A 22,150-nucleotide genomic window follows, 5' to 3' on the forward strand; every position below is an offset into this window, starting at 1 on the left:
CTCTCATTTGAATAGCAAAAAAAAGAAGCCGGCTCCAAACCCGCTTCTCTTCCTGGCTCTATTTTGCCGCTCCGGCGGCTGCTTCTGCTTGATCTGGGCGAATAGTCTCGATTTTCTCCTCGATGCCCAAATCGCTATTGACGTATACCCGGTACATCGTATTGTTCATTTTCCCGATAAATTCGTGGCAGAGAACCTCTTCATCCAGCTCATTTTTAATGATGGCCAACGTTTCGCCCGTTACTTTCATATTCGGACTTAACTGCTTGCGTGCTTCAGCCGCAGTAATTTTGGGCTGTCCGATATTGCGCTGTACTTGGCCGTAAATATAATCGCCTGCTTGAAGCCCAAGCACTTCCAACGTGTCCAGAGCAACCTTAACGCTGATTTGTTGAGGATACACGATTACGTCCTTCTCGCGTTTAGCGAAAATGATATTTGCGATATTTTGATACTGGTCATAACTTACGGCGCTCATGTCCTTATATTCATGTTGATCCAAAAACTCATTCGCGATATCCCGTGCTTGCCGGAGATCGAATTTCGACGTTTTGACATCCCGCGGTTTCATAAAATAAATCAATTGGCCGCCTTTTTTCGTATAGTCCATCTGCACCTGATCGGAGCCGCCTTTGCCGCCTGGAATGACAACGCTATAGCTTTGATTTTCGGGCGCATTGCCGCCGTTTTCTACAACCTGCATATTCGAGGTATCGCTTTGTCCCAAAAATTGTGCGGCTTTTTGCTTAATTTGCTCAGCGGTCATGTCATTGTCTGACAACATGCTAATTTTATTTTTGGACAATGAACTCATGCTGCCCGGGCCCCAATTCAACTCTTCATAGGCGCCTACTTTTTTGTCCACGGAGGAGAAGCCGTCGATAATGGCGTTGTCGTGATTTTCTTTTTCCGAAGCCAATGCCAGCTCAACGTCCATCCATCGCAAATTGTTCGTCATTACCTTGTCCTGAACACCCCTGATTTCCTTCGTAATCTCAGCGGAGTGATCGTAAAGCGCGCTTAGCGTTTTCATTTCGGTTTCCGTCAAAGGCTGCTTGGCCATGTCGCGAACGGACATCCGGTAAGAATAATTAGCCATATTCGCTAAAAAATCCCCTGTTTTATTAAATGGCAGCATCGTTAACGGAAGCTGTGTGATGTCGCTTTGCGCCTGACTGGTCAGCCGCCACACATTCACCAGCCCTTTCCGGTAAGAAGGTTCCGATACGCTGTTTACTGCAAGTGTGTTTCCAAGCTCCGTATGCAGCTTATCCATATGGAAAGAGAGATCGTGGAACGCCCGCTGGTATTGGTTCTCTGCTTTGATCAAAATCGTATTTTTCTCCTGATGCTCCAAATACCCCCAAACCGAGGCGCCGATCAAGGCAAGCAAAAGAAAAGGAAACATGACAATACTCAATCTTTTATACACGTGCATACTCCTTTCATTCCCTAACTTGCGCTTAGTTTCTGCTCGGAAAGACAGGTTTATACAAGATTGACAACAAAAAGAGGCCTATTCTTAAAGAATGGCCCCTCATTATTCATCGGTCTCTATTTCAAAATCATGCTCGTTACTGCAAATACATTGCCTAAATCCTGTTTCAATCTTGCCTTTTTCTTTTTTGCCTTTGAGCACGAACTTCTCTCCGCACTGCCGGCAGCGAATCTTCACTTTCACACGTGTTATGGACATGTACACCCTCCCGGTAGTTCCAAGCCTATCATGCCAGGAATCGCCATCTATACTGTCCAGTATTGCCAAATTAACTCATTTTAATCTTCTCTTCTGCTGCCGCAACACGCAGCGGAGAATGCGCATTCGCGCGGTCAACCCGCCAAATCGTACGAATCCAGAGAAATGTCATGACCGGTATCATGACCCATATCCAATTCGATTTAAATATAAGCAGGATGTAGTCGAACAGCCCATGCCAGAAAATCGGGAGCAGGAGCGAGAACCAGAGATACTTTTGCATTTTGTTTGGTACGAACTTGGCTTTTCCCAAATAATAACCCATCATGACGCCGAAGAGCGCATGCGCCGATACTGGCAGCAGAGCACGGATCATGAGGGCGGAGAAAGAACTTGCATGCAGGAAAGCGTAGATGATATTTTCTAATGTCGCGAAACCCAAGCTTACCGAAACCGCGTATACAATCCCGTCATATGGCTCATCAAAGGCTGGATGCCTTAATATTAAATGATACAGGACGAACCATTTCAGGAACTCCTCAATACCGCCTGACAGAAGAAAGGAGGTGATGAAAGTCCCCTCGCCCACCTCTTGAATTAAGGCGTTTTGAAGCACCATCGTGGGATATACGAGCAGCACACCGAACAAGAACATGCGGATAACCAAATGGATTGGTTCCGTTTCGTAGCGGTCCTTTAGATAAAAGTAGGCAAGCAGTGAGAGTCCTGGGGCTACGGCTGCAAGAACAATCGGCAATATTTGCAAATGCGGCTCCCCCTTTTGGCGATAAATCATGAAATATCGTCAGATACTTTCATGTCATCTTACATTATAGACATTTTCAAACGACTTATCTATGATTTATTCGGTGAACAGGTGCGATCATGATGGAAAACGAGTGTAATATTGCCTATTGTCCTTTTTGGACAATAAAAAAAGCATCAACAAAAACGAATGTTTTTGAAGATGCTTGTTTCATTCAACAACAGAAAACTAAGAAGATGGCCTTTATTTAAAGTGCTGACATAGCACTTTTACCGCGTCGTCGGCAATAATCGTCTTCCCATACTCCTCAAGCACCGCTTGTGTAACGGAAGCCGCTTCTCCGAATTCAGACAGAACCGCGATTAACGCTTGGTACTTCGTATCTTCAAGGTCAACAGGTTCAAGTTGCAAAATATATTTCCCTTTGTACGAATAAAGGGTGCCGCCTTCTATGAGAAGCGGATTAATTACTTTAGAGAGACGCAGCAGGTCTTCAAAATCACGGAACGCATAGGAGACTAAATCGCTTTGTTCAAGCGTTACTTCCATCTCGTAGACTTCTTCAGCTTCATGATCGTCATATGCGTCTGAATTCGCATACAAGTCAAGCTTTCCTCTGGTTACAATAACAACCATTCCTTGTGCCGGCAGCGCGAACACTTCGACAGCAAGAGGGCCGGACGGGTCAAATCCGAGCTCTGAATATGCTTGATCCATCATTTCACTGAATAAATCGTGTACTTTGGGAATTTCTCTCCACATGTCGTCCTTTTGAATACCGCGTTCAGTTAAGTCATCGAATGTTAGGAAAATCCGTATCTTATCCTGACTTAAGCGTTCTATTTTCATGATAGGATCCTCCTTTGAGCTTCCCTACCGGAAAGCTTGCATCGAAAGCATGGTCATCTTATTAAAACAGAATATGATGAAAAAACAAAAATGTGAACCTTGAACAACGAATTGGACAAGTATTCTTTTACGTTTTCACCTACCATGTTAACACTAATTGATTGCAATTGCACGCGCAAGTTATGTATAAATAGAAAAAGCACAGCCGGCCCCGTGGGTTTGCCTGACTGTGCCTGTAGCGAGCTTTTACTGAATTGACGATGTATTTTCCTTATTGGCTTCCAAAATCTCGCTAACGGTCACTCGCAAATGCGGATCTTCTTTGACGATTTTTTCCACTTGATTCAGTCCGCCGCCGGCGCTTGCGCCACTATTTGTGCTGCTACTAGAAAAGTTTCTAACGGTCTTGTCACTGGATGATTTGCTCGCGAAAGTATCCTTCGCTTTATCCATTACTTTCCCCATCGATTCACTAGACGAGCTGAAGGCGGAGAATAACATTGATTTGCTTTTGCGGTTTAAATAGATGACAGCTGCAGCTCCCGCAATGCCACCTAACAAAAATGTGCCTATTCTCATTGGGTCTCCCTCCATGTAAATTTAGTATGAATCCTTCATAGGTTGTGCGAGTTGCTTAGAGGGCATACGTTCATTCGGGAGGAAAACAAAGGAGATATGTTCTCGGTGAAATGTGGTACTATATGTAGAGAGCAAGAAGTTAAACTGTCCGAGGAGAACGAACATGACGAACAAAGCCAGTTTCCTGTTGATCAGCATGATGATATTTTTAGCGGCCTGCAGTCAGAGCCAATCGGCCAAAAGCCCTATTGCTACCGCAAGTGCAACACCGAATTCAGCCGAGGTGTCGACGCCGAGCCCTGCTCCTTCGGCAGCACCTACGCAAGCTCCTACGCCAGTTCCCACTCCTGAGCCGACAAAGCCGGCTGAGGTGAAGAAGGACTATCATATGAACAAAAATTATGATATCGTCCCGAATGACCCGAACGGAAACAAGAAAGTCGTTCTTCTAACTTTTGATGACGGACCGAAAGAACAAGCAATGAATCAATCCTTAATCGATATTCTCAAAAAACATAACGCAAAAGCGATTTTCTTTATGAACGGCTATCGGATCAAACATAAGCCTGAGCTCGTTAAACTCGTTCATGACAGCGGCAATATCATCGGCAACCATGCCTGGGACCACGATAATATGAAAGACATGACCAATGCCAAAATTGATCAGCAAGTGGACGATGTCCAAAAAATCATTAAAGAATTAACCGGGCAAGCTCCGCAATTTTTCCGGCCGCCTTTTGGGTCGGGCAACGACTACTTGAAAGCCAAAGTGAAAGAGAACAAGATGCTCTATATGACATGGTCAAACGGTTCATTAGACTGGGAAATGACGAACCAAAAAAACGATTCCGGCAAAGTTATCGAAAATGTCATGAAGCAGCTGCACGGCGGCAGCAATATTCTTATGCATGAACTGCCTTGGACGGTCAAGGCATTAGACTCGCTGCTTACACAGCTTGAGGAAAAAGGATATTCTTTCGTCGATCCGAATGCGATCGAGCTTGAGATGAGATAACCAAAAAGAGCTTTGCGAGACCCCTCCTTATCCGGAAGGTCTTGCAAAGCTCTTACTTTTAATAACTGATATTTACCGTTCTTGTACTTTCCACGTAGCTTACTTTCGCGCCAAGCGTCTCAGACAACAAACGAACTGGAATCATCGTTGTCTCGTTAATCAGCTTTGCCGCCGCATCCGTTTGATACTCCACGCCATTCAAGCTGTAGGCATTACGGTTAGTGTAGAACATAACCGTCGCATCTTTCTTCTTATAAACCGCGGCCTTTTGTTTGTCGTCCCACTCCACGGTTGCTCCGAGAGCCGCGGCGAGATCTCTGATATAGAGGTACGAAGTTCCCTCTTGAATATACGGTTTTTGTTTCATTGGATAAGGTAGAAGATCCAAAACATATTTATCTCCGTCTAAGCCAAATGAAACGAGATGATTTCGGTTTAGTCCGAAATTGCTCATTTGCAGCGTGTAGGTTGCCGCATCTTGATGCAGCTTGAGTACGCCTAATCCAGCACGAGGCTCGGTGCGGAACGACCATTCCTTCGTATACGGCCTCTTAGTCCCATCCTCCATCGTTGCCGTTAGTTTGATTTTAGCTTTATACGTCGTGTCCAACTCTAATGGCTTCGCCGGCATAATAATAACTTCCGTGTCCAGGTGATCATCCTGCCCGGGCTCATTCTTCAACAAGCTCACTGGTTTTCCGAACTCGTCCTCTAATTTTGCCTCATCCAAGCTTACTTTCTTCACACCCGGTCCATAAATGGAAGCCATAATCGGATAGCCGACAGGATATTCCGCTCCAGAGTGATTGCGAATCGGGTCAGGCGACTCATGCCCGTCAAAAACAGTAGGCACATATACATCGTTGCTTCCCGGGGAGACGACCAGTTCCGGCGCAATCCCGTCTGAGAACCCGAATTCAATGACATGATAAGGTCCTTCCCGGTATACACCTACTTCCACTAGTCCTGGCACCATGAAGGGCGCTCGATGATAAGGCGCGTCAAACAAACTGTCGATTGCTTCAACCAGCGTCGTTGGGTTGTAAGCCACATCCTCGGCAGTCGCCTTGACGTAACCTATATATTGCGCCCGTTCTTTTAAAGATTTGCCGATATAGCCGGGCAGCGAGGGATCTTCATCGTGCAAGGACACCGAAGTTTTAATCGGATCGATCTTGTTTTGCGACAAATATTGGGCATGCTTCTGAGCTGCTGTATTCAAGGCATCGCTAAACTTCACCTTCGGCAAACCCAGCTTTGCCCGGTAATCGTTGATCGCCTGCAAGCCTTCCTGCTGTTCTTTGGTTGTCTCCGACGACAGCGTTACGGCATTGTTGACAACTGTAAATTTCCAAGTAATCTGAACAGGCTCATACCCGCTGAAACTAAACATTAAACGCGCTGAGTATGTCCCTGACGCCATGTCCGCTTGGGGCCGGTACACATATTTAACAGAAACAGGATCGTAATTAGCTTTCACTTCCTGCTCATTGACATACAAATGATAGCTTTCCGGCGTCATGCCTTCGCTTAGCTCTAGATTTACCCCGATTTCCGGGCGTGAAAGTCCCACATTTCCTTGCGGATATGTCAAATAACCGTAAGACAACGCGTACGACGGCTTCGCCGACCAAATCACACTCGATAACAAAACAAAAAGGATAGCGATTATTTTTAAAGCTGCAGCCCATTTCTTTGGTGATTGAATCACATTCATTGCGAAAAATCCTCCTATAACAAAGTGTCCAGAAAATAAAAGAAGCTATGAATCTATCATAGCTTCTCGAATTCGTTTATACAACTTTGCTCCATTGAGAGATTTTATGTGTAGTACTTGATCCCCCACACCGTCAAACTAATGACAAGAATAATAAACAACCACAGCAATGTGACATAAAAGATATGGGTCCATTTTCCCCGTTCAGAGGGATGCACCTCGTTCCGCGGCGGTAAGTAGGTGTCATCTTCCTCCCTTTCAATTGGCTTTCGCTGTGAACGAGAAGGCAATTTCTCTCCTGCATTCATGTGCTCTGTTCTTCCTCCTCCTTGCTGAACCGAAGTATGCAGCCCATGACGAAATCAATGATAAAGTGGGCGATAATCGGCGTCCAAAGGCTTCCTGTTTGTATATAAATCCAGCCAAGGCCATAACTAATGCTGAACACCATTCCGGTCATGAGCCAGTGCTGCAAATATCGGATATGGATCGCCGCGAACAAAATACTAGTCCAATAAGGTCCCAAAGCATGCTGGATGGCTCCCCGGAACAGTACTTCCTCACACACGGCAACAATGAATGAAATGAGCGCGATATGCCAGAGCGGGCGCTTTCCAAAAATCATCTCATTAATGCCGCCGTCATCCGACACTTCTTTGGGCACCCAACGCGAGATCAGCATATCGATCCCGAGTACGGCCAATGCAAATACAGTTCCCCAAATCGGTATTTTCCAACCGCCTTGAAAAGTGAACATAGAAATAATCTTGTGATTGCTCTGAAAAAAAATGATAATGATTCCGATAATAAGCGTAAGCACTTGGGTTATGTACAGATTGAGCAGTAAAGTTCGGTCATTCAGATCATTCACATCGACTTTTCCGAAGCGGATATTCTTAAAATCGAATTTTTTCATGGATGCAGCCTCTTTCCTCGCATATTCCCTTTTATACCTATTTCACCTATACTAAGTTAAAAGAAAAAGAGAGAATAAGGAGCTTGATTATGGATAAGCGTCTTACCCGCACTGATTATTTATTTGCCCTCATGTTTATCTTTATGCTTGTTTGTATACTCGGCGCCTTCTTCTACGGATTGAAAATCGGCCAGGAAAAATCGGACCAGAAGTACGAGAAAATCTTACATGCTGACAAGGCGGTCACCCAAGAGTTGGGAGCCTATGACCAACAAGTTCTCGTTTCTTATTACCATACCATCTTTTTGCCCTTTAGGGAATTTCAGAATAAATGGTTTGAATTGATGAGTCAAATCGAGCTTGGCCACTCCACCGTCGACGCCTCAGCGGTGCTGAAAGAATTGTACAAGCTGGCCGATGAGAAATATGGCGCTCTGCAAAGCAAAAATATGCCGGCGTCCTCACCGCTCCTCGTGCAATCGCATCAAGGATATCTCAAAAGTTTAAAGCTCTTTGCAGATACGCTTAAAAGTTATCAAAGCAAAGCCAATAGCCTTAGCGCACCTCAACTGCTCGATGCTATCCAGAAAGATGCGTATATCCTAGAGGCGAAGACCCAGGCACTGACGGCACAAAAAAACTACTTCGATTCCATCGTCGCTTGGAACGGTACGATCGATCCCGACATTGAGTATTTCGATCCGGCCAACAATGCCAACCTGGATCAATGGCGCGCAATGAACTTGAATGTCAAGAATCAATATATCACGGCAAAGCTTTTGAAAAACAAATCATTCTCTCCTTTTTACCCGCAGGATATGACGATTCGCATTGACGAATTTATCGCGTCCGGGCAAGCCAAGAAAATGAGTGTCAACGATGTGAGTCAAACGATGGACCTCCTGCTTAATACGAACGCAGTGCGATCCGGCGATTTTGTGAAAGGCAAAGCAAAATGGTATCCGAATGAGCAGCTTCCGCAGCTCCCTTTTTTCTCGGATATCAATTAATCCCGTTATTGGAATAGGTAAAGGAGTTAAGCGACCCAAGTTGCTTAACTCCTATTTTTGTTTTAGAAATCACTCTCAGTCGTACTGAAAACCGCGCAGCATCGCAACCGCGGCCATGCCGCCATCCACATTAATGACGCGCTCAATGCCGTTCTCCTGTAAATACTCGGCAACACGGTAGCTTCGCACGCCATGCGCGCATACGAGATAAATATCCCGGTCCTCCGGCAGTTCGCCTAAACGATGGGGGATTTGCCCCATCGGAATAAGCGTTGCTTCGTCCAAATGATAATACTCCCATTCATGCGGTTCTCTTACATCAATGATCACACTATCCTTCAAAGCTTGTCCTTCCAAGGCTTCCATAAATTTCTGCGGATGAATACTGGATATGTCCATGATGGCCTTCCTTCCTCGCCTGCTGCTAAAGCAATTCTTATTTATTCAGTACAATAGCGAAAAACCAGCCAAAATACAAGCAAAAAGAGCATTGCTTTCTAAGCTTCCTTGCTTTAGAATAAACAAAAATGCTTGCGGTCCCTGTCAAAAATGACTTTCATGTAAAATTGATGAAAATGGTTCGACATGTATTGACACGATTTCAACCGCATGGTAATCTAATGAAAATTCTATCACAGTAAAGCGTTGACGGAGCCAAGCAAGTAAAGTAGTTTTCAGAGAGCCGATGGTTGGTGTGAATCGGTAACGAACATTTTGCGGAGCACTCCAGAGTTATTGCATTGAATATAAGTAGATGCAGTCGGAACAGGAACACGTTACAGTTCCAGGTCGCAAGACCGATTGAGGCTTCCCGTGCGAATGGGCAGCGAACTAGGGTGGTACCACGAAAGCAATCTCTCGTCCCTTTGGAAATAGACATACGTGTCTCTTCCGGAGGGTTGGGAGTTTTTTTTATGTTCATATTCTAAGGAGGGTTCGAATGATGTACAAAGTTCTAGTATCCGATCCAATTAGTGACATGGGAATTCAAATGCTTTATGATGCAGCTGATGTTGAAGTGGTTAAACAAACCGGTCTATCCGAAGATGAGCTAGTTTCCATCATAAGCGAATATGACGCACTCCTGGTTCGCAGCCAAACCAAAGTAACAGAGAAAATCATGAACGCGGCGGCTAAGCTTAAAGTCATCGGCCGCGCAGGTGTCGGCGTCGACAATATCGATCTGGAAGCAGCGACGAAACGCGGTATTATCGTCATCAACGCACCAGACGGCAATACAATCGCAACTTGCGAGCTTACTTTTGCCATGATGATGTCCACAGCCCGTATGATCCCTCAAGCGTATAAGAAAACAGTCGGCGGCGAATGGGACCGTAAATTCATCGGCGTTGAGCTTCGCAACAAAACACTTGGTATTCTCGGTATGGGACGTATCGGAAGCGAAGTGGCGAAACGCGCGAAAGTTTTCGGCATGGAAGTTATCGGCTATGACCCGTTCTTGACCGAAGAGCGTGCCGAGAAACTCGGCGTTACGCTTGGAACGGTGAATGAAATCGTAGCGAAAGCTGATTTTATCACGGTTCACACACCGCTAACACCTGAAACGCGCCACTTGATTTCCAAACCGCAATTCGAAATCATGAAACCCGGCATGCGCCTGATCAACTGTGCACGCGGCGGTATCATTGACGAGATGGCCATGGTTGAAGCGATCGAACAAGGTATCGTAGCCGGCGCTGCTTTCGACGTATTCGAAGTAGAGCCTCCTCAGAACGATCACCCGTTCTTGAACAATCCTAAAGTCATCGTAACGCCTCACCTTGGTGCTTCTACCATTGAAGCGCAAGAAAACGTAGCGATTGACGTTTCTGAAGAAGTTCTTCATATTCTGCGCAATGAACCGTTCAAAAATGCGGTCAACTTGCCGCCGGTACCGGCTAATGTGTTGAACAAACTTCAACCGTACTTTGGACTCGGTGAAAAAATCGGCTCCATCCTCGGTCAAATCTCACAAGGCGCCGTCTATGAAATTGTTGTCAACTATGCCGGGGATCTGATTGATGTAGATACAAGTCCTCTGACTCGTTACATTGTAAAAGGTGTCTTCGAGAACCAACTGGAAGGCATTAACATCGTGAACGCCATGCACTTGGCCAAATCGCGCGATGTGAACATCGTTGTTCAGAAGTCCAACACATCAAGCTCCTTTACAAACCTTGTGACCGTTACGGTAAAAACGAAACAAGAAGAAAAAACGCTTGCCGGTACACTGCTTGCCGGTTACGGAGAGCGTATCGTTCGGATCGATCAATATCCGGTTGACTTCTCGGCGGAAGGGAATCTCCTGCTTATCTCCCATAACGACAAACCAGGTATTATCGGTCGCGTCGGAACGCTTCTGGGAAGCAACAATGTTAACATTGCTACAATGCAAGTAGGACGTAAAGTGATCGGCGGTTCCGCCATCATGGTTCTGACAATCGACAAATCCGCTCCTGCTGAAGTGCTGGCCGAACTGGCGACACAAGCCGAAATCGTAAATGTTCGAGCACTTACGGTGTAATTCGCACTTGCTAAGGTACAAAGTGTTTCACGAACAACAAGATTTTGTCTGAATATTCTACAAAATGAAAGGCGATTGCTGTGAGATTTCATAGCAATCGCCTCTTTTTGTGTCGAAATTGTGACATTACTGGGGCTCGCAAGGGAGCAGCAATGTGAATGTCGTTCCTTGTCCCACCATGCTTTGGGCCGTAATAACCCCGTAATGCGCTTCTACGATGTTTCTCACAATCGCGAGACCCAATCCCGTGCCTCCGGACGAACCGCGCGTACGGGCTTTATCCGCTTTGTAGAAACGTTCAAAGATGAACGGCAAGTCGTCGGCAGGTATCCCCTGCCCTTGGTCGGATACCTCAATGCGAATCGCCGGCTTATTCTTATATACAGCCGGCTCCGCCTTCATGGCAATACTGGCCCCTGAGGCCGTATGCCGGAAAGCATTGTCGAGCAGGTTCGTCAGCACCTGCTCCAACCGATCCTCATCCCCTCGTTCGAGGGTGAGGGGCTCATCCGGCAGCGACACGCTCAGCGCGATGCCGCGCTCTTTGGCCAGCACCGCGAATTTGCGGTGCATGCGCTTCACCAGGGAGTCGACTTCGACCTCCCTGAACACCAGCTCGAGATGGCCGGCTTCCATCCGCGCCAGATCGAGCAGGTCACGGACGAGACGCCCCATGCGGAGCGACTCGTCGTGGATGACCTGCACAAGCTCCATGCGCTCCTCCGGCGTGGAGGGGATATCGTCCAGCAGGGCTTCGCTGTAGCCCTGCAGCATCGAAATCGGCGTGCGGAGCTCATGCGACACGTTAGCCACGAAATCTTTGCGGAGCTTATCGAGAAGCTCCTCCTCCGTGACATTCCGGAGCACAGCCACCGCTCCGCGCACTTCCTCGCTATGCTCGCTCATATATAACGGCGTCATGGCGACAGACCATACGCCGCTCTGGACGTGCAGCTTGGTGGCGGCTTCCGCGGACTCGTCCACAACCGCTTCAAAGAGCGGAATGAGCGGCACCGGGATCGGGATCGAAAACGGATTGGTGTAGCTCGTTAATCCCCAATCGCCGAGCGCTGTATCCGGTTTGCGGTAGCGCTTGGTCTCCTCATCATCCTCCGACCATTCGATCGAGTTCCACTCCTGCACAATTTTCTCGCCCTGCGTATTGGTGAGCATAACCGATCCGTTTGCATCCAAGGTGATGACCGCATCGGTCATACTGTGCAATATGCTGGATAAATGTTCCTTCTCCTGAGAAAGCGCACGGATGCTTTCCTGCATTTTCTCCCCCATATGATTGAAGGTTTTGGCCAGCTCGCCGATTTCATCCTTGGATACAATAGGCACCCTGGTTCCATATTCACCCATCGTGATGAAGTCTGCTGCTTTTTTCAACTGCTGCAGCGGCCTCGTAATCCGCGAGAACAAGAAGAAGGCAAAGAAGGTTGTCATCAAAAAGCCTACGATGGACACATAGATAAACAATCTGAGCATGTACGACTGCGTTGCTTCGAGCGACTGCAAGGATTGGTAAATCAGGGTTGCCCCGACAATAGTGCCCTGCAGACTTTTCAACGGTACAGCTACAACCAGATACTCTTCTCCAGTCTTTAATCGTCCTAATTTGGACTTGTTAATCGGTTTTCCGATGGTTTCACCTGCAAATACGCGTTGCAGCTCTGCATCCGTATAAAAGTCAGTGGCATGGAAACCACTTAGTGGACTTCCTTGTGTAGATGGCATGGTGATTTCCTGCAGATCCTTCGAGATGACCTGCATTTTGGCATCCTGGAAACTTAACAGTTCGTTGCTCAATTGATAAAACTGCTCATTATACATATGATGAGAAGCTTCATCCGAAAAGTTCCTGGCCAACTTCTCCATGTTCGCGGTTTGATCCTTCGCTTGCGAGAAATAATTTTCCATATAATTCACAAGAAAAAGACCTAGTATGAGCAGTACAACCCCAACTAGGCCAATAATTGTCAACCAAAGCTTACCTACGACGCTTCTGAATATAAACACGTTATTTAGGCACCTCTAGCTTATAGCCTACTCCCCATACCGTCGTAATCATAGCTGCAGCATCCGGGGAAACTTTGTTTAATTTTTCACGGAGTCTTTTGACATGCGTATCCACGGTCCGTAAATCTCCAAAAAACTCATAGTTCCAAACATCCTTCAAAAGTTCCTCGCGCGAGAATACTTTATCCGGCGATACAGCCAGGTAATGCAGCAGTTCGTATTCTTTCGGAGTCAGCGCAACTTCCTGTCCGCCTGCCGTTACCCGATGGGCGTCATGTTCAATGATCAAATTTGGAAATACAATATTGTTGCTGGAGCTGGCATCCTTCGACAAATAAGCGGTTGCCGATGAACGGCGCAAAATCGCTTTCACCCGGTAAATGACTTCACGAGGCGAGAACGGCTTCACAACATAGTCATCCGCCCCAACTTCAAACCCGCTAACACGGTTCGTCTCTTCTCCTTTGGCCGTCAGCATGATAACCGGCGTTGACTTCACCTGACGAAGACGCGCGCAAACTTCAATCCCGTCAATACCCGGGAGCATGACATCGAGCAGCACTAAATCATAGTCTGTTTCTGTCGCCATGCGCAGGGCATTCTCACCGTCTTCCGCCTCTTCAATGATATAGCCCTCTTTCTCCAAGTACATGCGGAGCAATCGGCGAATTCGTTCTTCATCATCAACTACGAGTATGCTGGCTTTCATTTCCATGGAGCTTCACATCCTTATCTGAATTAAGTTCGATTGAGTTATACACCTGCATAGGAGTGCAGCCCTGCGATAACAAGGTTTACCCCGACTAACGTAAACATAACCACTATAAATCCGATAACGGTTAACCAAGCTGATTTCTTGCCCTGCCATCCCTTGGATAGGCGAAGATGTAAGAATACCGCATAGAACAACCAAGTAATCAAGGCCCATACTTCTTTGGGATCCCAGCCCCAGAAACGTCCCCACGCTTCCTGCGCCCAAATCATCGCAAAGATCAACGCGCCTAAGGTGAAAATCGGGTAGCCGATCGCAATCGCCCGGTAGCTGATTTCATCGAGATCCTCTGGGTCCATGCCTTTCACGATAGGCCCGATTGAAGCGCCTAATGGTTTGCGGGCGACCAATCGTGCGAGCCAATACAGCACAAGTCCTCCGATAATGGACCAAATCACGGTGTTCAGTTTACGACCTGCGCTCGCGCCTTCCATCCAGGACGGTGCCGTAAACAGCGGTTCCTTCATGCCCAAGAACGGCTTCATTTCCTCAAGCTTCGTACCGTATGGCTTCACAATAGGAGGCAGTACATACGTTTCGTTTTGAATGCTCGTTTGCTGTTGTCCTTGCGTATCCATGACAGTGACTTCTTTGGAGAAAACGGCTTTATAGCCTGTGCCGTTGAATGTAAAAATCGAAGCAATAAAGGCAACCAGCATGAGTATGAAAAAGAGGGTGAGCTCTACGCCTCTTTGCTCGCGTTTATCTGCTTTGGAAGTGCCTTTATAATCCACCGTACGCATAAGATACATAAGTCCGCCAGCGAAGCCGACTCCAAAGAATGCTTCACCCGTTGCTGCTGTCGTTACGTGAATTTTCAGCCAGTAACTTTGCAGTGCCGGAATCAATGGCTGAACCTCGCTCGGGAAGACTGAGGCGTAAGCAATGATAATAAAACCGATCGGCAGTGCGAACACGCCAAGCACAGGCGTACGATAAATGAGGTAGACGATCAAGAAAGCGAGCATGATCATCATTCCCAGGAAGGTCATGAATTCGTACATATTAGAAGTTGGAATATGGTTGCCTTCCGCCCATCTGGTAAAGAAGAACGTTACTTGACAGGCAAACCCGAATACGGAAGTTAGGAAGGCAACAAAGCCCCATCTCTTCTGATGCTGCTCCGGATCCCGGTTGCTCCACTTTTTCCCTGTAATCGAGAGGACAAAAAGCAGAAATGCTGCCAGGTATACAAAAAACGCTATAAGTAAAAAGGTGCTGCTGACTGAATTGACATTCACCCCTGGTTCCCTCCATTGTCTAATGATTTCGGCGATACTTCGATGTTATTTTTCTTTAAGGCTGCTGCAACTTCATTGCGCAAGCCGAACCAGTTTTTATTCGTATGGCCGCCTAACGTAAGCTTGCCTTCGTCAATACGAATCCAAATACGACGGTGCTGCCAATAAAAGCCCATAATGACCCCGATCATAAATATGGCGGAGCCAACCCAAATGTAAGGCATTGCTTTATCGATACGAATGTTCAAGTAAGTTGTGTAGTTGGCAAACTGCACGCCTTCCATAGATCCGACGGCCAACTTCAGCTTCTGGCTAAGCGGTCCGTTGATCGTATCTTGAGAGAACGCTTCTTTATCGATTTGTCTTGGGAAATACAAGTACGGTTCGCCGTTTGCAGCAAGTCCAGGCCCTGTAATGCTGAAAATAAACGCCGGAGCTTTCGGTTCATTCGACTTGGAGACAGGTTGTCCCTTCTCTAACCCGAACTCAGGGAAGAACCCTTTTAAGGTCAACTTATAGGGGCCGACTTGATAAACGTCCTTGGGATTATTCATCGGCAAATCGAAACTGCCATACGTTTCGCCCGTTGCGGGATTGCTCAATGTCGGTTTAACCGAGATCAGCAGCGGTGTGGATTTATAATCGAATTGATACGCTTGCAAACCTTTGTAATCCATAGGGTGATTCACCAGAATATTAGCTTTGTGCACTTCTTCCAAGACGGGCTCTTTCGTGGAATCGTCACAATTCGCCGAACAATGATACAAGACAGCCTGAGTTTCATACGTTTTTGGAACGATTTGCCCCTTTGACTTAATGCTTTCAGGCAAATCCTTATCGTCGTAGAACTCCAGCGAGAATTTTTCATTTTTAATAAAATAGGAAGTATGTGGGATAGCCTTGGTTTCGCCTTCCAAAATGCCCATATACTCATCCATATGCCAGCCGGGAATGCTTCTCATCAAAACGCCAATCAGAAAAATAATAAGCCCAATGTGGTTAATGTACGGACCCCAACGGCTAAAACGGTATTTCTCGGCAAGCAGCGCCGTGCCATCCTTATGTATGCGGTAATTTTTCTTGCGTAAAAGCACGCCAAGCTTATCGGTCCACTCCGTTTCATCGGTTCCTGGTGACAAATCAGTCACCAGAGTCACCTTTTGCCGAGTCAAGAAGTTGATATGCTTGCGGATTTGCTGCTTGGATAAAGCCCGGTAGAGCGGCAATACCCGATCCAGACTGCAGATGACCAGCGAAGTTCCGATCATAAACAGCAGGGTGATGAACCACCATGAGTTGAACGTGTGAGATAAGCCGAGAAAGTGATAAATCGTTCCGAGCTTCCCGTACGTTTCCGAATAATACTGCGCTGGATCCATATCCAAGAACGTATTCTCTTGTGGGTAAATGGTTCCTACCGCAGATGCAAGCAGCGTAAAAATAATAATCCATACCGCTATTTTAACCGAGGAAAAGAAATTCCAGACTTTGTCTAAAATAGAGGGGTTTGATTTCTGTGAGCGGCGGGCCATACCGTCGTAGCGCATTTCGAGTATATCTCTGCCATCCGTATCGATCAGCGGATTCCCGCAGGATTCACAGAGCGTAGTTCCTGTGGGATTCTGATGCCCACAATCGCATTTGGTGTTGTAGAACATGATGACCTCCTGAAAACTCTAAGCATTCAACCATTTAGGACTTGCCGGCAAGCTTGGAAAGCGTTTCATCGATAAAAGATTCTGTCATTTGGCCGATTTTTTTCACAGCTACTTTACCGTCCGTTCCGATGAAGAAGGTCGTCGGATAATCCATGACGCCATATTGCTTCCGTACAACTTCCTTCGCATCCAGCAGAACTGGCATGTTTAAGTTATACTGATCCATGAAGCTCTGCACGGTCACTTTATTTTTGTCGACGTTGACTTCAAGAAAAATAACGCCTTGCTTGCTCCATTTGTCATACTGCTTTTGCAGCGCAGGCATTTCTTCCTTGCACGGCGGGCAAAAAGTACCCCAGAAATTAATCAAAATCGGTTTACCTTTGTATTCCGAAAGCTCATGCGTCTTGCCATCTAAACCGACTAATGAGAAATTTGTCGCTTTGTCGCCAACTTGAGGATATTTTTTACTGTCCGAAGCCGACAAATTCGTAATAATGGTAAATACGCCAATAATAAGCACGATCGCGAAAATCCCGATCTGTACCCATTTTTTTCTCGCACCCACGGTTAATCACCTTCACTTTTTCTTTAGCTATGTTAGTTTTTTCACATAGGGTAATACCTTTATTATAACGAAAAGAAGGCCAATTCTTATTGGCCTTTTTGAACGTTATGTGTCTTGAGAGCCTCGTTCCTAAGCTCTTCAACCTCTTTTGGCGTCAAGTGGCGATACTTCGCTCTTGGCAGACCGGTAAGAAAGATTGGACCGAATTTAATCCGTTTCAATCTGATCACGGGGAAGGAAATCGCCTCGAACATCCGTCTGACCTGCCGGTTCCTGCCTTCGTAGATCGTGATCTGAATGATGGACTCATTCTTCTCTAAATTCACGTCGGCATACTCAACCTCAGCTGGGGCTGTCATCCCGTCTTCTAACTGTATGCCCGTTTTGAGCTTATCTAATAACGTTCCGTGCGGCACCCCTTTGACCGTTGCTTGATACGTCTTCGGTACGTGATGCTTCGGATGCGTGAGCAAATGCGCAAATTCACCGTCATTCGTTAAAATGAGCAAACCTTCCGTATCATAATCCAATCGACCGACTGGGTACACACGCTCTTTAATTCCTGGCAAGAAGTCTGTTACGACTTTACGTCCCTCAGGGTCCGTCGCGCTTGTAATGACACCCTTCGGTTTATGTAAAATGACATAAATCTTCTTCTGTTGGCCGATAGCTCGTCCATCGACTTTTATTTCATCTTCAGCCGGATTTACCTTAACGCCAAGCGTGGTGACAACTTCACCGTTCACTTGCACACGTCCGGCAAGGATGATTTCCTCACATTTCCGGCGGGATGCGACACCCGCTTCTGCTAATACCTTTTGCAGTCTTTCCATTATCCGCTTTCACCTCAAGTTAATGATAACGGAGTTGACCGTAAATCACAAGAGCGCCCCCTCAGGTAAACACCAAATAACAGATGACAATGGATGCGACGAAGCCGACGAGATCCGAAATCAGCCCTACTTTCAGCGCATAACCCGCCTTCCGTATGCCGATCGCGCCGAAATATACCGTAATCACATATAACGTTGTGTCCGTGCTGCCTTGAACGGTCGATGCGATCCGGCCAATCATTGAATCCGGACCAAACTGTTCGATCAGATCTGTTGTAAAAGCTAGGGAGCCCGCTCCTGTAATCGGCCTTAAAATCGCGAGCGGAAGCACTTCGGTAGGTACTCCGATGCTTTCAAAGAAGGGGCGCATCCAGCCGATCAACAGATCCATCGCTCCCGATGCGCGAAATACAGAAATAGCTACCATCATCCCGACCAGATGGGGAATGATTTTAATCGCTGTATCAAAGCCCTCCTTGGCTCCGTCGACGAACGATTCGTAGACAGGCACTTTCCGGTAAGCTGCATATAAAGGGATGAAAACGATCATGACCGGGATGGCCCAAGATGAGATGAGTGAAACGAAGGCATACATGCGTAATCATCCTTTCAAAGGAGGGATGGGAGAGCGTGACCTTCGGTACCATCGATCCACAAAAATAGCGACAGCTGTCGAGATGATCGTTGCAATCAACGTCGTGCCCACGATTTCCGCGGGGTTGACCGAATTGTAATTCATCCTTATGGCAATCAGAGTCGTCGGGATTAACGTAATGCTGGATGTATTTAAGGCTAGCAGCGTACACATTGCTGTGCTTGCGGTATCTTTATCTGCATTCAACTTTTGCAGTTCCTGCATCGCTTTGATGCCCATCGGCGTTGCTGCGTTGCCAAGACCGAGAATGTTTGCGCTCATGTTCGACATGATATAGCCGATCGCCGGATGGTTTTTGGGGACGCTCGGAAATAGAAATCGTACCGCCGGCTGCAGCAATCTGGCAAGCTTGCTCAAAATGCCCGCATCCTCTGCCATCCGCATCATGCCCATCCAAAACACAAGGACGCTAATCAATCCAAAGCAGACCGTCACGCCGCTCTTAGCGCCATCGAAAGCAGCTTGCGTTACCGTTTCGACATTCCCGTTCAAAGCAGCAACGACGAAGCCGATGACAATAAAAAATAACCATATCCAATTCACCATTCCGAGGGCCTCCTTCTCATTTTGCTAGAGTGGCATCATCAGCATCCTAAGTGTGAGTCCTCTAGTCCGCCCACTTTGATTTAGAGATCGAAAACAGCTCCTGTACCAACATCCGGCAAACCAAGCTGTATTGTGACAACAGCGTTTCTTGATAAGGTTTTCCTTCCTGGAAGGAGAATGCGGACTTGCTCTGTGCCTGCAGCAGCGGACTCGATTTATCGTAAATCGGCACCGTTTGAATCAGATTCTGCTGGAGCGAATACTGCAAGGTCCCCCGCTCCGCCAGCCGGTAGTCCGTAGATGCAGGATCGACTAGCGTCACCTTATGAGTCAGCTTCGCCGCTTCACCATCCGCTAACGGATACGTAAACGTTCTGCCCGCCACCCACGGCGTTCCCTCGACGGCATCGCCTTTCTTGACAATCGTTTGCAAGGGGAAATAGGTAAACCCATACTGGAGCAGCCTCGCATGATCCGCCCAATCGTCGCCATCATTGAGCGTGACGACAGCCAATTGCTGCCCGTTTCTCGTCGCCGAGGACACAAGGCACCGTTTAGCCAACTTCGTATAGCCCGTCTTCACGCCATCGGCTCCTTCGAAAAGAGAGAGCATCTTGTTTTTGTTCAGCCACGAATAGTCCCAGGCTTCATTCGGATTCGGCACCTTTTTCAGCTTGGTGGATACAATTTCTTTAAACACAGGATTTTTAAGTGCATAAGCCGTCAGCTTCGCCATATCATTGGGACTGGAACGGTGGCCTTCCCCTTCATCGAGACCTGACGGATTCGTAAAATGCGAATGATCCATGCCAAGCATGCGCGCCTTCTCATTCATCAAATATACGAAGCCTTCCACGCTTCCACCAACATATTCAGCAATCGCTGTCGCCGCGTCATTCCCTGAGCGAAGCATTAAGCCGTACAACATATCGTGCAGCCGCATCTCTTCTCCCAGCTTGAGATAAATCGATGAGCCTTCTTTGCCAAAAGCCGTTTTGCTGACCTTCACTTTATCGTTCAATTTCCCTTGTTCAATCGCGATAATCGCGGTCATGATTTTGGTCAAGGAAGCAATCCGCATAGGCGTGTCCCCTTTTTCGCTATAGAGAATACGTCCGGATTCTACATCAATAAGCGAGGCGCCAACCGCGTTGGTATGTATGCCGGGAGGCGCGGCTTCCACTTGCGCCCAAGGTGCTAGCAACAGACTAATGAGTGCACTGCACATCATGATGAACCTGACACTTTTCTTCATCGTTATCCCCCTACGTACCTAATAGACAAGACGAAACTTTGTACAAGTATATGCTTATGAAACGGGGATATGTCCAAATAGAAAAAGCTGCCATAAAGGCAGCTCCAACGAAAACTCGCTATACGATGAAATTTTGATTCTCAATATTCGTAACATTATTGCCGCTAGGTGTTCCGACTGTGCTCGTCTTCGTATTAAAACCTTTTATCATACTTTGAATTCTGTCTACTACTTGCGGGGCAGAATCGATGAGGCGTTCAATAATATGCGTTTGATTGTCGAGTGGAACAACCTTCACGCCATTTTTGCCTACGACGAGGAAGGCGATAGGCGTGATTGATACCCCGCCGCCGCTGCCCCCGCCGAACGGAAGTGACACTTTCGCATTCAGCGCGTCATTTTTGCCCACTGAGCTGCCATCAATTTCAATTTCGGAATCAGTAACAAATTCGCTGCCTCCTGCGGCAAATCCGAATCCTACTTTGGAAATCGGCATAATGACGCTGCCATCCGGCGTTTCAACCGGGTCGCCGACAATCGTGTTCACGTCGACCATTTCTTTAATATTTTCCATGGCGACTTTCATGAGACCTTGAATCGGGTGTTCTGACATGATAATATTCCTCCTTCGCGTTTTTCGCCATTCAAAACTGGCATCGGAAGCTTAAACGTCTATGACCAATATTGGTTCTTTTTTAGAGTACCCTTAGAGGAATATCGTTATGTACATCACGAAGCGGTTTTCAGCTTTGATCTTGCTTTAAGGAATATTTGGATCCATATTCGAAGGCCGCCTTTTACTTTAGCCGCCCTGGCTATCAGACTGACGCTTGCCAACACTACGTACCACACCCGAATACGTCCTGCAAAACGCACTTCCGTTGAGAAATGCTTCTCATTAAACTGAGGAATCACGTCCACCCGCGGAGTTGCCTTCACCTGCACATAACGCATCGTAAAACCAAGAAGGGATGATTTAATCCCCCAAATCGCTCCCGTCGTGATTGCCGTTTCCGGTGCATCGCCAACTCCAACGCGCGTGATCCATTTCAGCTCCGTACATTCGATCTTGGCTAAGGTCTTTTTCATCCATTCATACAGTTTGACGGTATGTACAAGAGCTTCTCTTGCCTGTTTATAAAAAAGGATCACTTTATCTTTCGTAATATGATCTTTGCTTTCATCTCTAAGTTTGGCATAGGTGTCGCTCAAAATTTCGGATTTGATCAAGATCCCTTTGGTGAACCCTCTGAATTGGATAATGGGAATGACGTAACGATAACGGATGATTCCAAATAACGCACGAAACTCCACAGTTAGTGTGTCATTATCTTTCACACGGGAGAAATAAAATTCTCCCCGAATATAGCTGACCGCCACCAAGATAATGGCAAGGATGACGACGAGAAGCACGAGCCCTACCCATAACAACCCCATTCTCCCCCTTAACAAAAAAACTCCACTGCGAGAAGTAATCTTCCGGCAGATGGAGTTAGTATGAGCTAATTTAGGAAATGAAATGCATTTT

Annotated in this window: 23 protein-coding genes and 1 other annotated feature; of the genes, 3 read left to right on the forward strand and 20 right to left on the reverse strand. The window is 46.8% G+C overall.

The annotated features are described in order from the left end of the window. Positions 1–58: 58 nt before the first annotated feature. The 5 genes from ypeB to GC097_RS04370 all read right to left on the reverse strand — a co-directional run bounded on the left by ypeB (position 59) and on the right by GC097_RS04370 (position 3,890). On the reverse strand, positions 59–1,432 hold the full coding sequence (ypeB, locus tag GC097_RS04350; RefSeq protein ID WP_171682105.1) for a germination protein YpeB: 1,374 nt from the start codon (positions 1,430–1,432) through the stop codon (positions 59–61). Between the two features lie 108 nt (positions 1,433–1,540). Further along, complete coding sequence (locus GC097_RS04355; RefSeq protein ID WP_171682106.1) at positions 1,541–1,696, reverse strand: hypothetical protein; 156 nt, start codon at positions 1,694–1,696, stop codon at positions 1,541–1,543. Between the two features lie 70 nt (positions 1,697–1,766). After that, entirely contained in the window at positions 1,767–2,462 is a 696-nt protein-coding gene (gene prsW, locus GC097_RS04360) for a glutamic-type intramembrane protease PrsW (RefSeq protein ID WP_171682253.1), read from the reverse strand. A 243-nt stretch (positions 2,463–2,705) separates the two neighbouring features. Next, on the reverse strand, positions 2,706–3,311 hold the full coding sequence (locus GC097_RS04365) for a genetic competence negative regulator (RefSeq protein ID WP_171682107.1): 606 nt from the start codon (positions 3,309–3,311) through the stop codon (positions 2,706–2,708). Positions 3,312–3,557: 246 nt separating this feature from the next. After that, the gene (locus GC097_RS04370) at positions 3,558–3,890 is read right to left on the reverse strand and encodes a hypothetical protein (RefSeq protein WP_171682108.1); all 333 of its coding nucleotides are present in this window, start codon (positions 3,888–3,890) and stop codon (positions 3,558–3,560) included. A 163-nt stretch (positions 3,891–4,053) separates the two neighbouring features. On the opposite strand from GC097_RS04370, the gene GC097_RS04375 reads away from it, so the two are divergent. Beyond that, on the forward strand, positions 4,054–4,905 hold the full coding sequence (locus GC097_RS04375; protein WP_171682109.1) for a polysaccharide deacetylase family protein: 852 nt from the start codon (positions 4,054–4,056) through the stop codon (positions 4,903–4,905). Between the two features lie 58 nt (positions 4,906–4,963). On the opposite strand, the gene GC097_RS04380 is transcribed toward GC097_RS04375, so the two are convergent. From GC097_RS04380 to GC097_RS04390, 3 genes are all read right to left on the reverse strand, one after another. Then, on the reverse strand, positions 4,964–6,622 hold the full coding sequence (locus tag GC097_RS04380) for a stalk domain-containing protein (protein ID WP_171682110.1): 1,659 nt from the start codon (positions 6,620–6,622) through the stop codon (positions 4,964–4,966). Between the two features lie 104 nt (positions 6,623–6,726). Beyond that, complete coding sequence (locus GC097_RS04385; RefSeq protein WP_171682111.1) at positions 6,727–6,930, reverse strand: hypothetical protein; 204 nt, start codon at positions 6,928–6,930, stop codon at positions 6,727–6,729. Continuing rightward, the gene (locus GC097_RS04390) at positions 6,927–7,538 is read right to left on the reverse strand and encodes a CPBP family intramembrane glutamic endopeptidase (RefSeq protein WP_171682112.1); all 612 of its coding nucleotides are present in this window, start codon (positions 7,536–7,538) and stop codon (positions 6,927–6,929) included. The genes GC097_RS04385 and GC097_RS04390 overlap by 4 nt, the downstream gene beginning before the upstream one ends. An 89-nt stretch (positions 7,539–7,627) precedes the next feature. On the opposite strand from GC097_RS04390, the gene GC097_RS04395 reads away from it, so the two are divergent. After that, complete coding sequence (locus GC097_RS04395; RefSeq protein ID WP_171682113.1) at positions 7,628–8,548, forward strand: hypothetical protein; 921 nt, start codon at positions 7,628–7,630, stop codon at positions 8,546–8,548. Between the two features lie 75 nt (positions 8,549–8,623). Here the strand turns inward: GC097_RS04395 and GC097_RS04400 are convergent, their stop codons facing one another. After that, positions 8,624–8,947 (reverse strand): rhodanese-like domain-containing protein, encoded by a 324-nt coding sequence (locus tag GC097_RS04400; protein ID WP_171682114.1) that lies wholly within the window; start codon positions 8,945–8,947, stop codon positions 8,624–8,626. A gap of 237 nt (positions 8,948–9,184) precedes the next feature. Then, positions 9,185–9,417, forward strand: a binding site (T-box leader). 74 nt (positions 9,418–9,491) lie between these two features. Between GC097_RS04400 and serA the strand changes: the two genes are divergently transcribed. Further along, positions 9,492–11,072: a phosphoglycerate dehydrogenase gene (gene serA, locus GC097_RS04405; protein ID WP_171682115.1), complete on the forward strand. Its 1,581-nt coding sequence runs from the start codon at positions 9,492–9,494 to the stop codon at positions 11,070–11,072. 126 nt (positions 11,073–11,198) lie between these two features. Here the strand turns inward: serA and GC097_RS04410 are convergent, their stop codons facing one another. The 11 genes from GC097_RS04410 to GC097_RS04460 all read right to left on the reverse strand — a co-directional run bounded on the left by GC097_RS04410 (position 11,199) and on the right by GC097_RS04460 (position 22,053). Further along, entirely contained in the window at positions 11,199–13,094 is a 1,896-nt protein-coding gene (locus GC097_RS04410; protein ID WP_171682116.1) for an ATP-binding protein, read from the reverse strand. A 1-nt stretch (position 13,095) separates the two neighbouring features. Further along, complete coding sequence (locus GC097_RS04415; protein ID WP_127451191.1) at positions 13,096–13,809, reverse strand: response regulator transcription factor; 714 nt, start codon at positions 13,807–13,809, stop codon at positions 13,096–13,098. A 38-nt stretch (positions 13,810–13,847) separates the two neighbouring features. Next, a complete protein-coding gene (ccsA, locus tag GC097_RS04420; RefSeq protein WP_171682117.1) occupies positions 13,848–15,107 on the reverse strand; it encodes a cytochrome c biogenesis protein CcsA in 1,260 nt (419 codons plus the stop codon). Next, positions 15,104–16,765, reverse strand: a complete 1,662-nt coding sequence (gene resB, locus GC097_RS04425; protein WP_171682118.1) for a cytochrome c biogenesis protein ResB — start codon at positions 16,763–16,765, stop codon at positions 15,104–15,106. The genes ccsA and resB overlap by 4 nt, the downstream gene beginning before the upstream one ends. A 34-nt stretch (positions 16,766–16,799) precedes the next feature. Beyond that, positions 16,800–17,333 (reverse strand): thiol-disulfide oxidoreductase ResA, encoded by a 534-nt coding sequence (gene resA, locus GC097_RS04430; protein ID WP_171682119.1) that lies wholly within the window; start codon positions 17,331–17,333, stop codon positions 16,800–16,802. An 86-nt stretch (positions 17,334–17,419) separates the two neighbouring features. Beyond that, positions 17,420–18,166 (reverse strand): pseudouridine synthase, encoded by a 747-nt coding sequence (locus GC097_RS04435; RefSeq protein WP_171682120.1) that lies wholly within the window; start codon positions 18,164–18,166, stop codon positions 17,420–17,422. A gap of 61 nt (positions 18,167–18,227) precedes the next feature. Further along, on the reverse strand, positions 18,228–18,761 hold the full coding sequence (locus GC097_RS04440; RefSeq protein WP_171682121.1) for a spore maturation protein: 534 nt from the start codon (positions 18,759–18,761) through the stop codon (positions 18,228–18,230). A 6-nt stretch (positions 18,762–18,767) separates the two neighbouring features. Continuing rightward, complete coding sequence (locus GC097_RS04445) at positions 18,768–19,367, reverse strand: nucleoside recognition domain-containing protein (RefSeq protein WP_171682122.1); 600 nt, start codon at positions 19,365–19,367, stop codon at positions 18,768–18,770. Positions 19,368–19,428: 61 nt separating this feature from the next. Continuing rightward, on the reverse strand, positions 19,429–20,622 hold the full coding sequence (locus GC097_RS04450) for a D-alanyl-D-alanine carboxypeptidase family protein (protein WP_171682123.1): 1,194 nt from the start codon (positions 20,620–20,622) through the stop codon (positions 19,429–19,431). Between the two features lie 118 nt (positions 20,623–20,740). After that, a complete protein-coding gene (gene ytfJ / locus GC097_RS04455; protein WP_171682124.1) occupies positions 20,741–21,235 on the reverse strand; it encodes a GerW family sporulation protein in 495 nt (164 codons plus the stop codon). 116 nt (positions 21,236–21,351) lie between these two features. Then, complete coding sequence (locus tag GC097_RS04460) at positions 21,352–22,053, reverse strand: DUF2953 domain-containing protein (RefSeq protein ID WP_171682125.1); 702 nt, start codon at positions 22,051–22,053, stop codon at positions 21,352–21,354. Positions 22,054–22,150 lie beyond the last annotated feature (97 nt).

This window comes from Paenibacillus planticolens (assembly GCF_013141725.1).
Classification (GTDB): domain Bacteria; phylum Bacillota; class Bacilli; order Paenibacillales; family NBRC-103111; genus Paenibacillus_E; species Paenibacillus_E planticolens.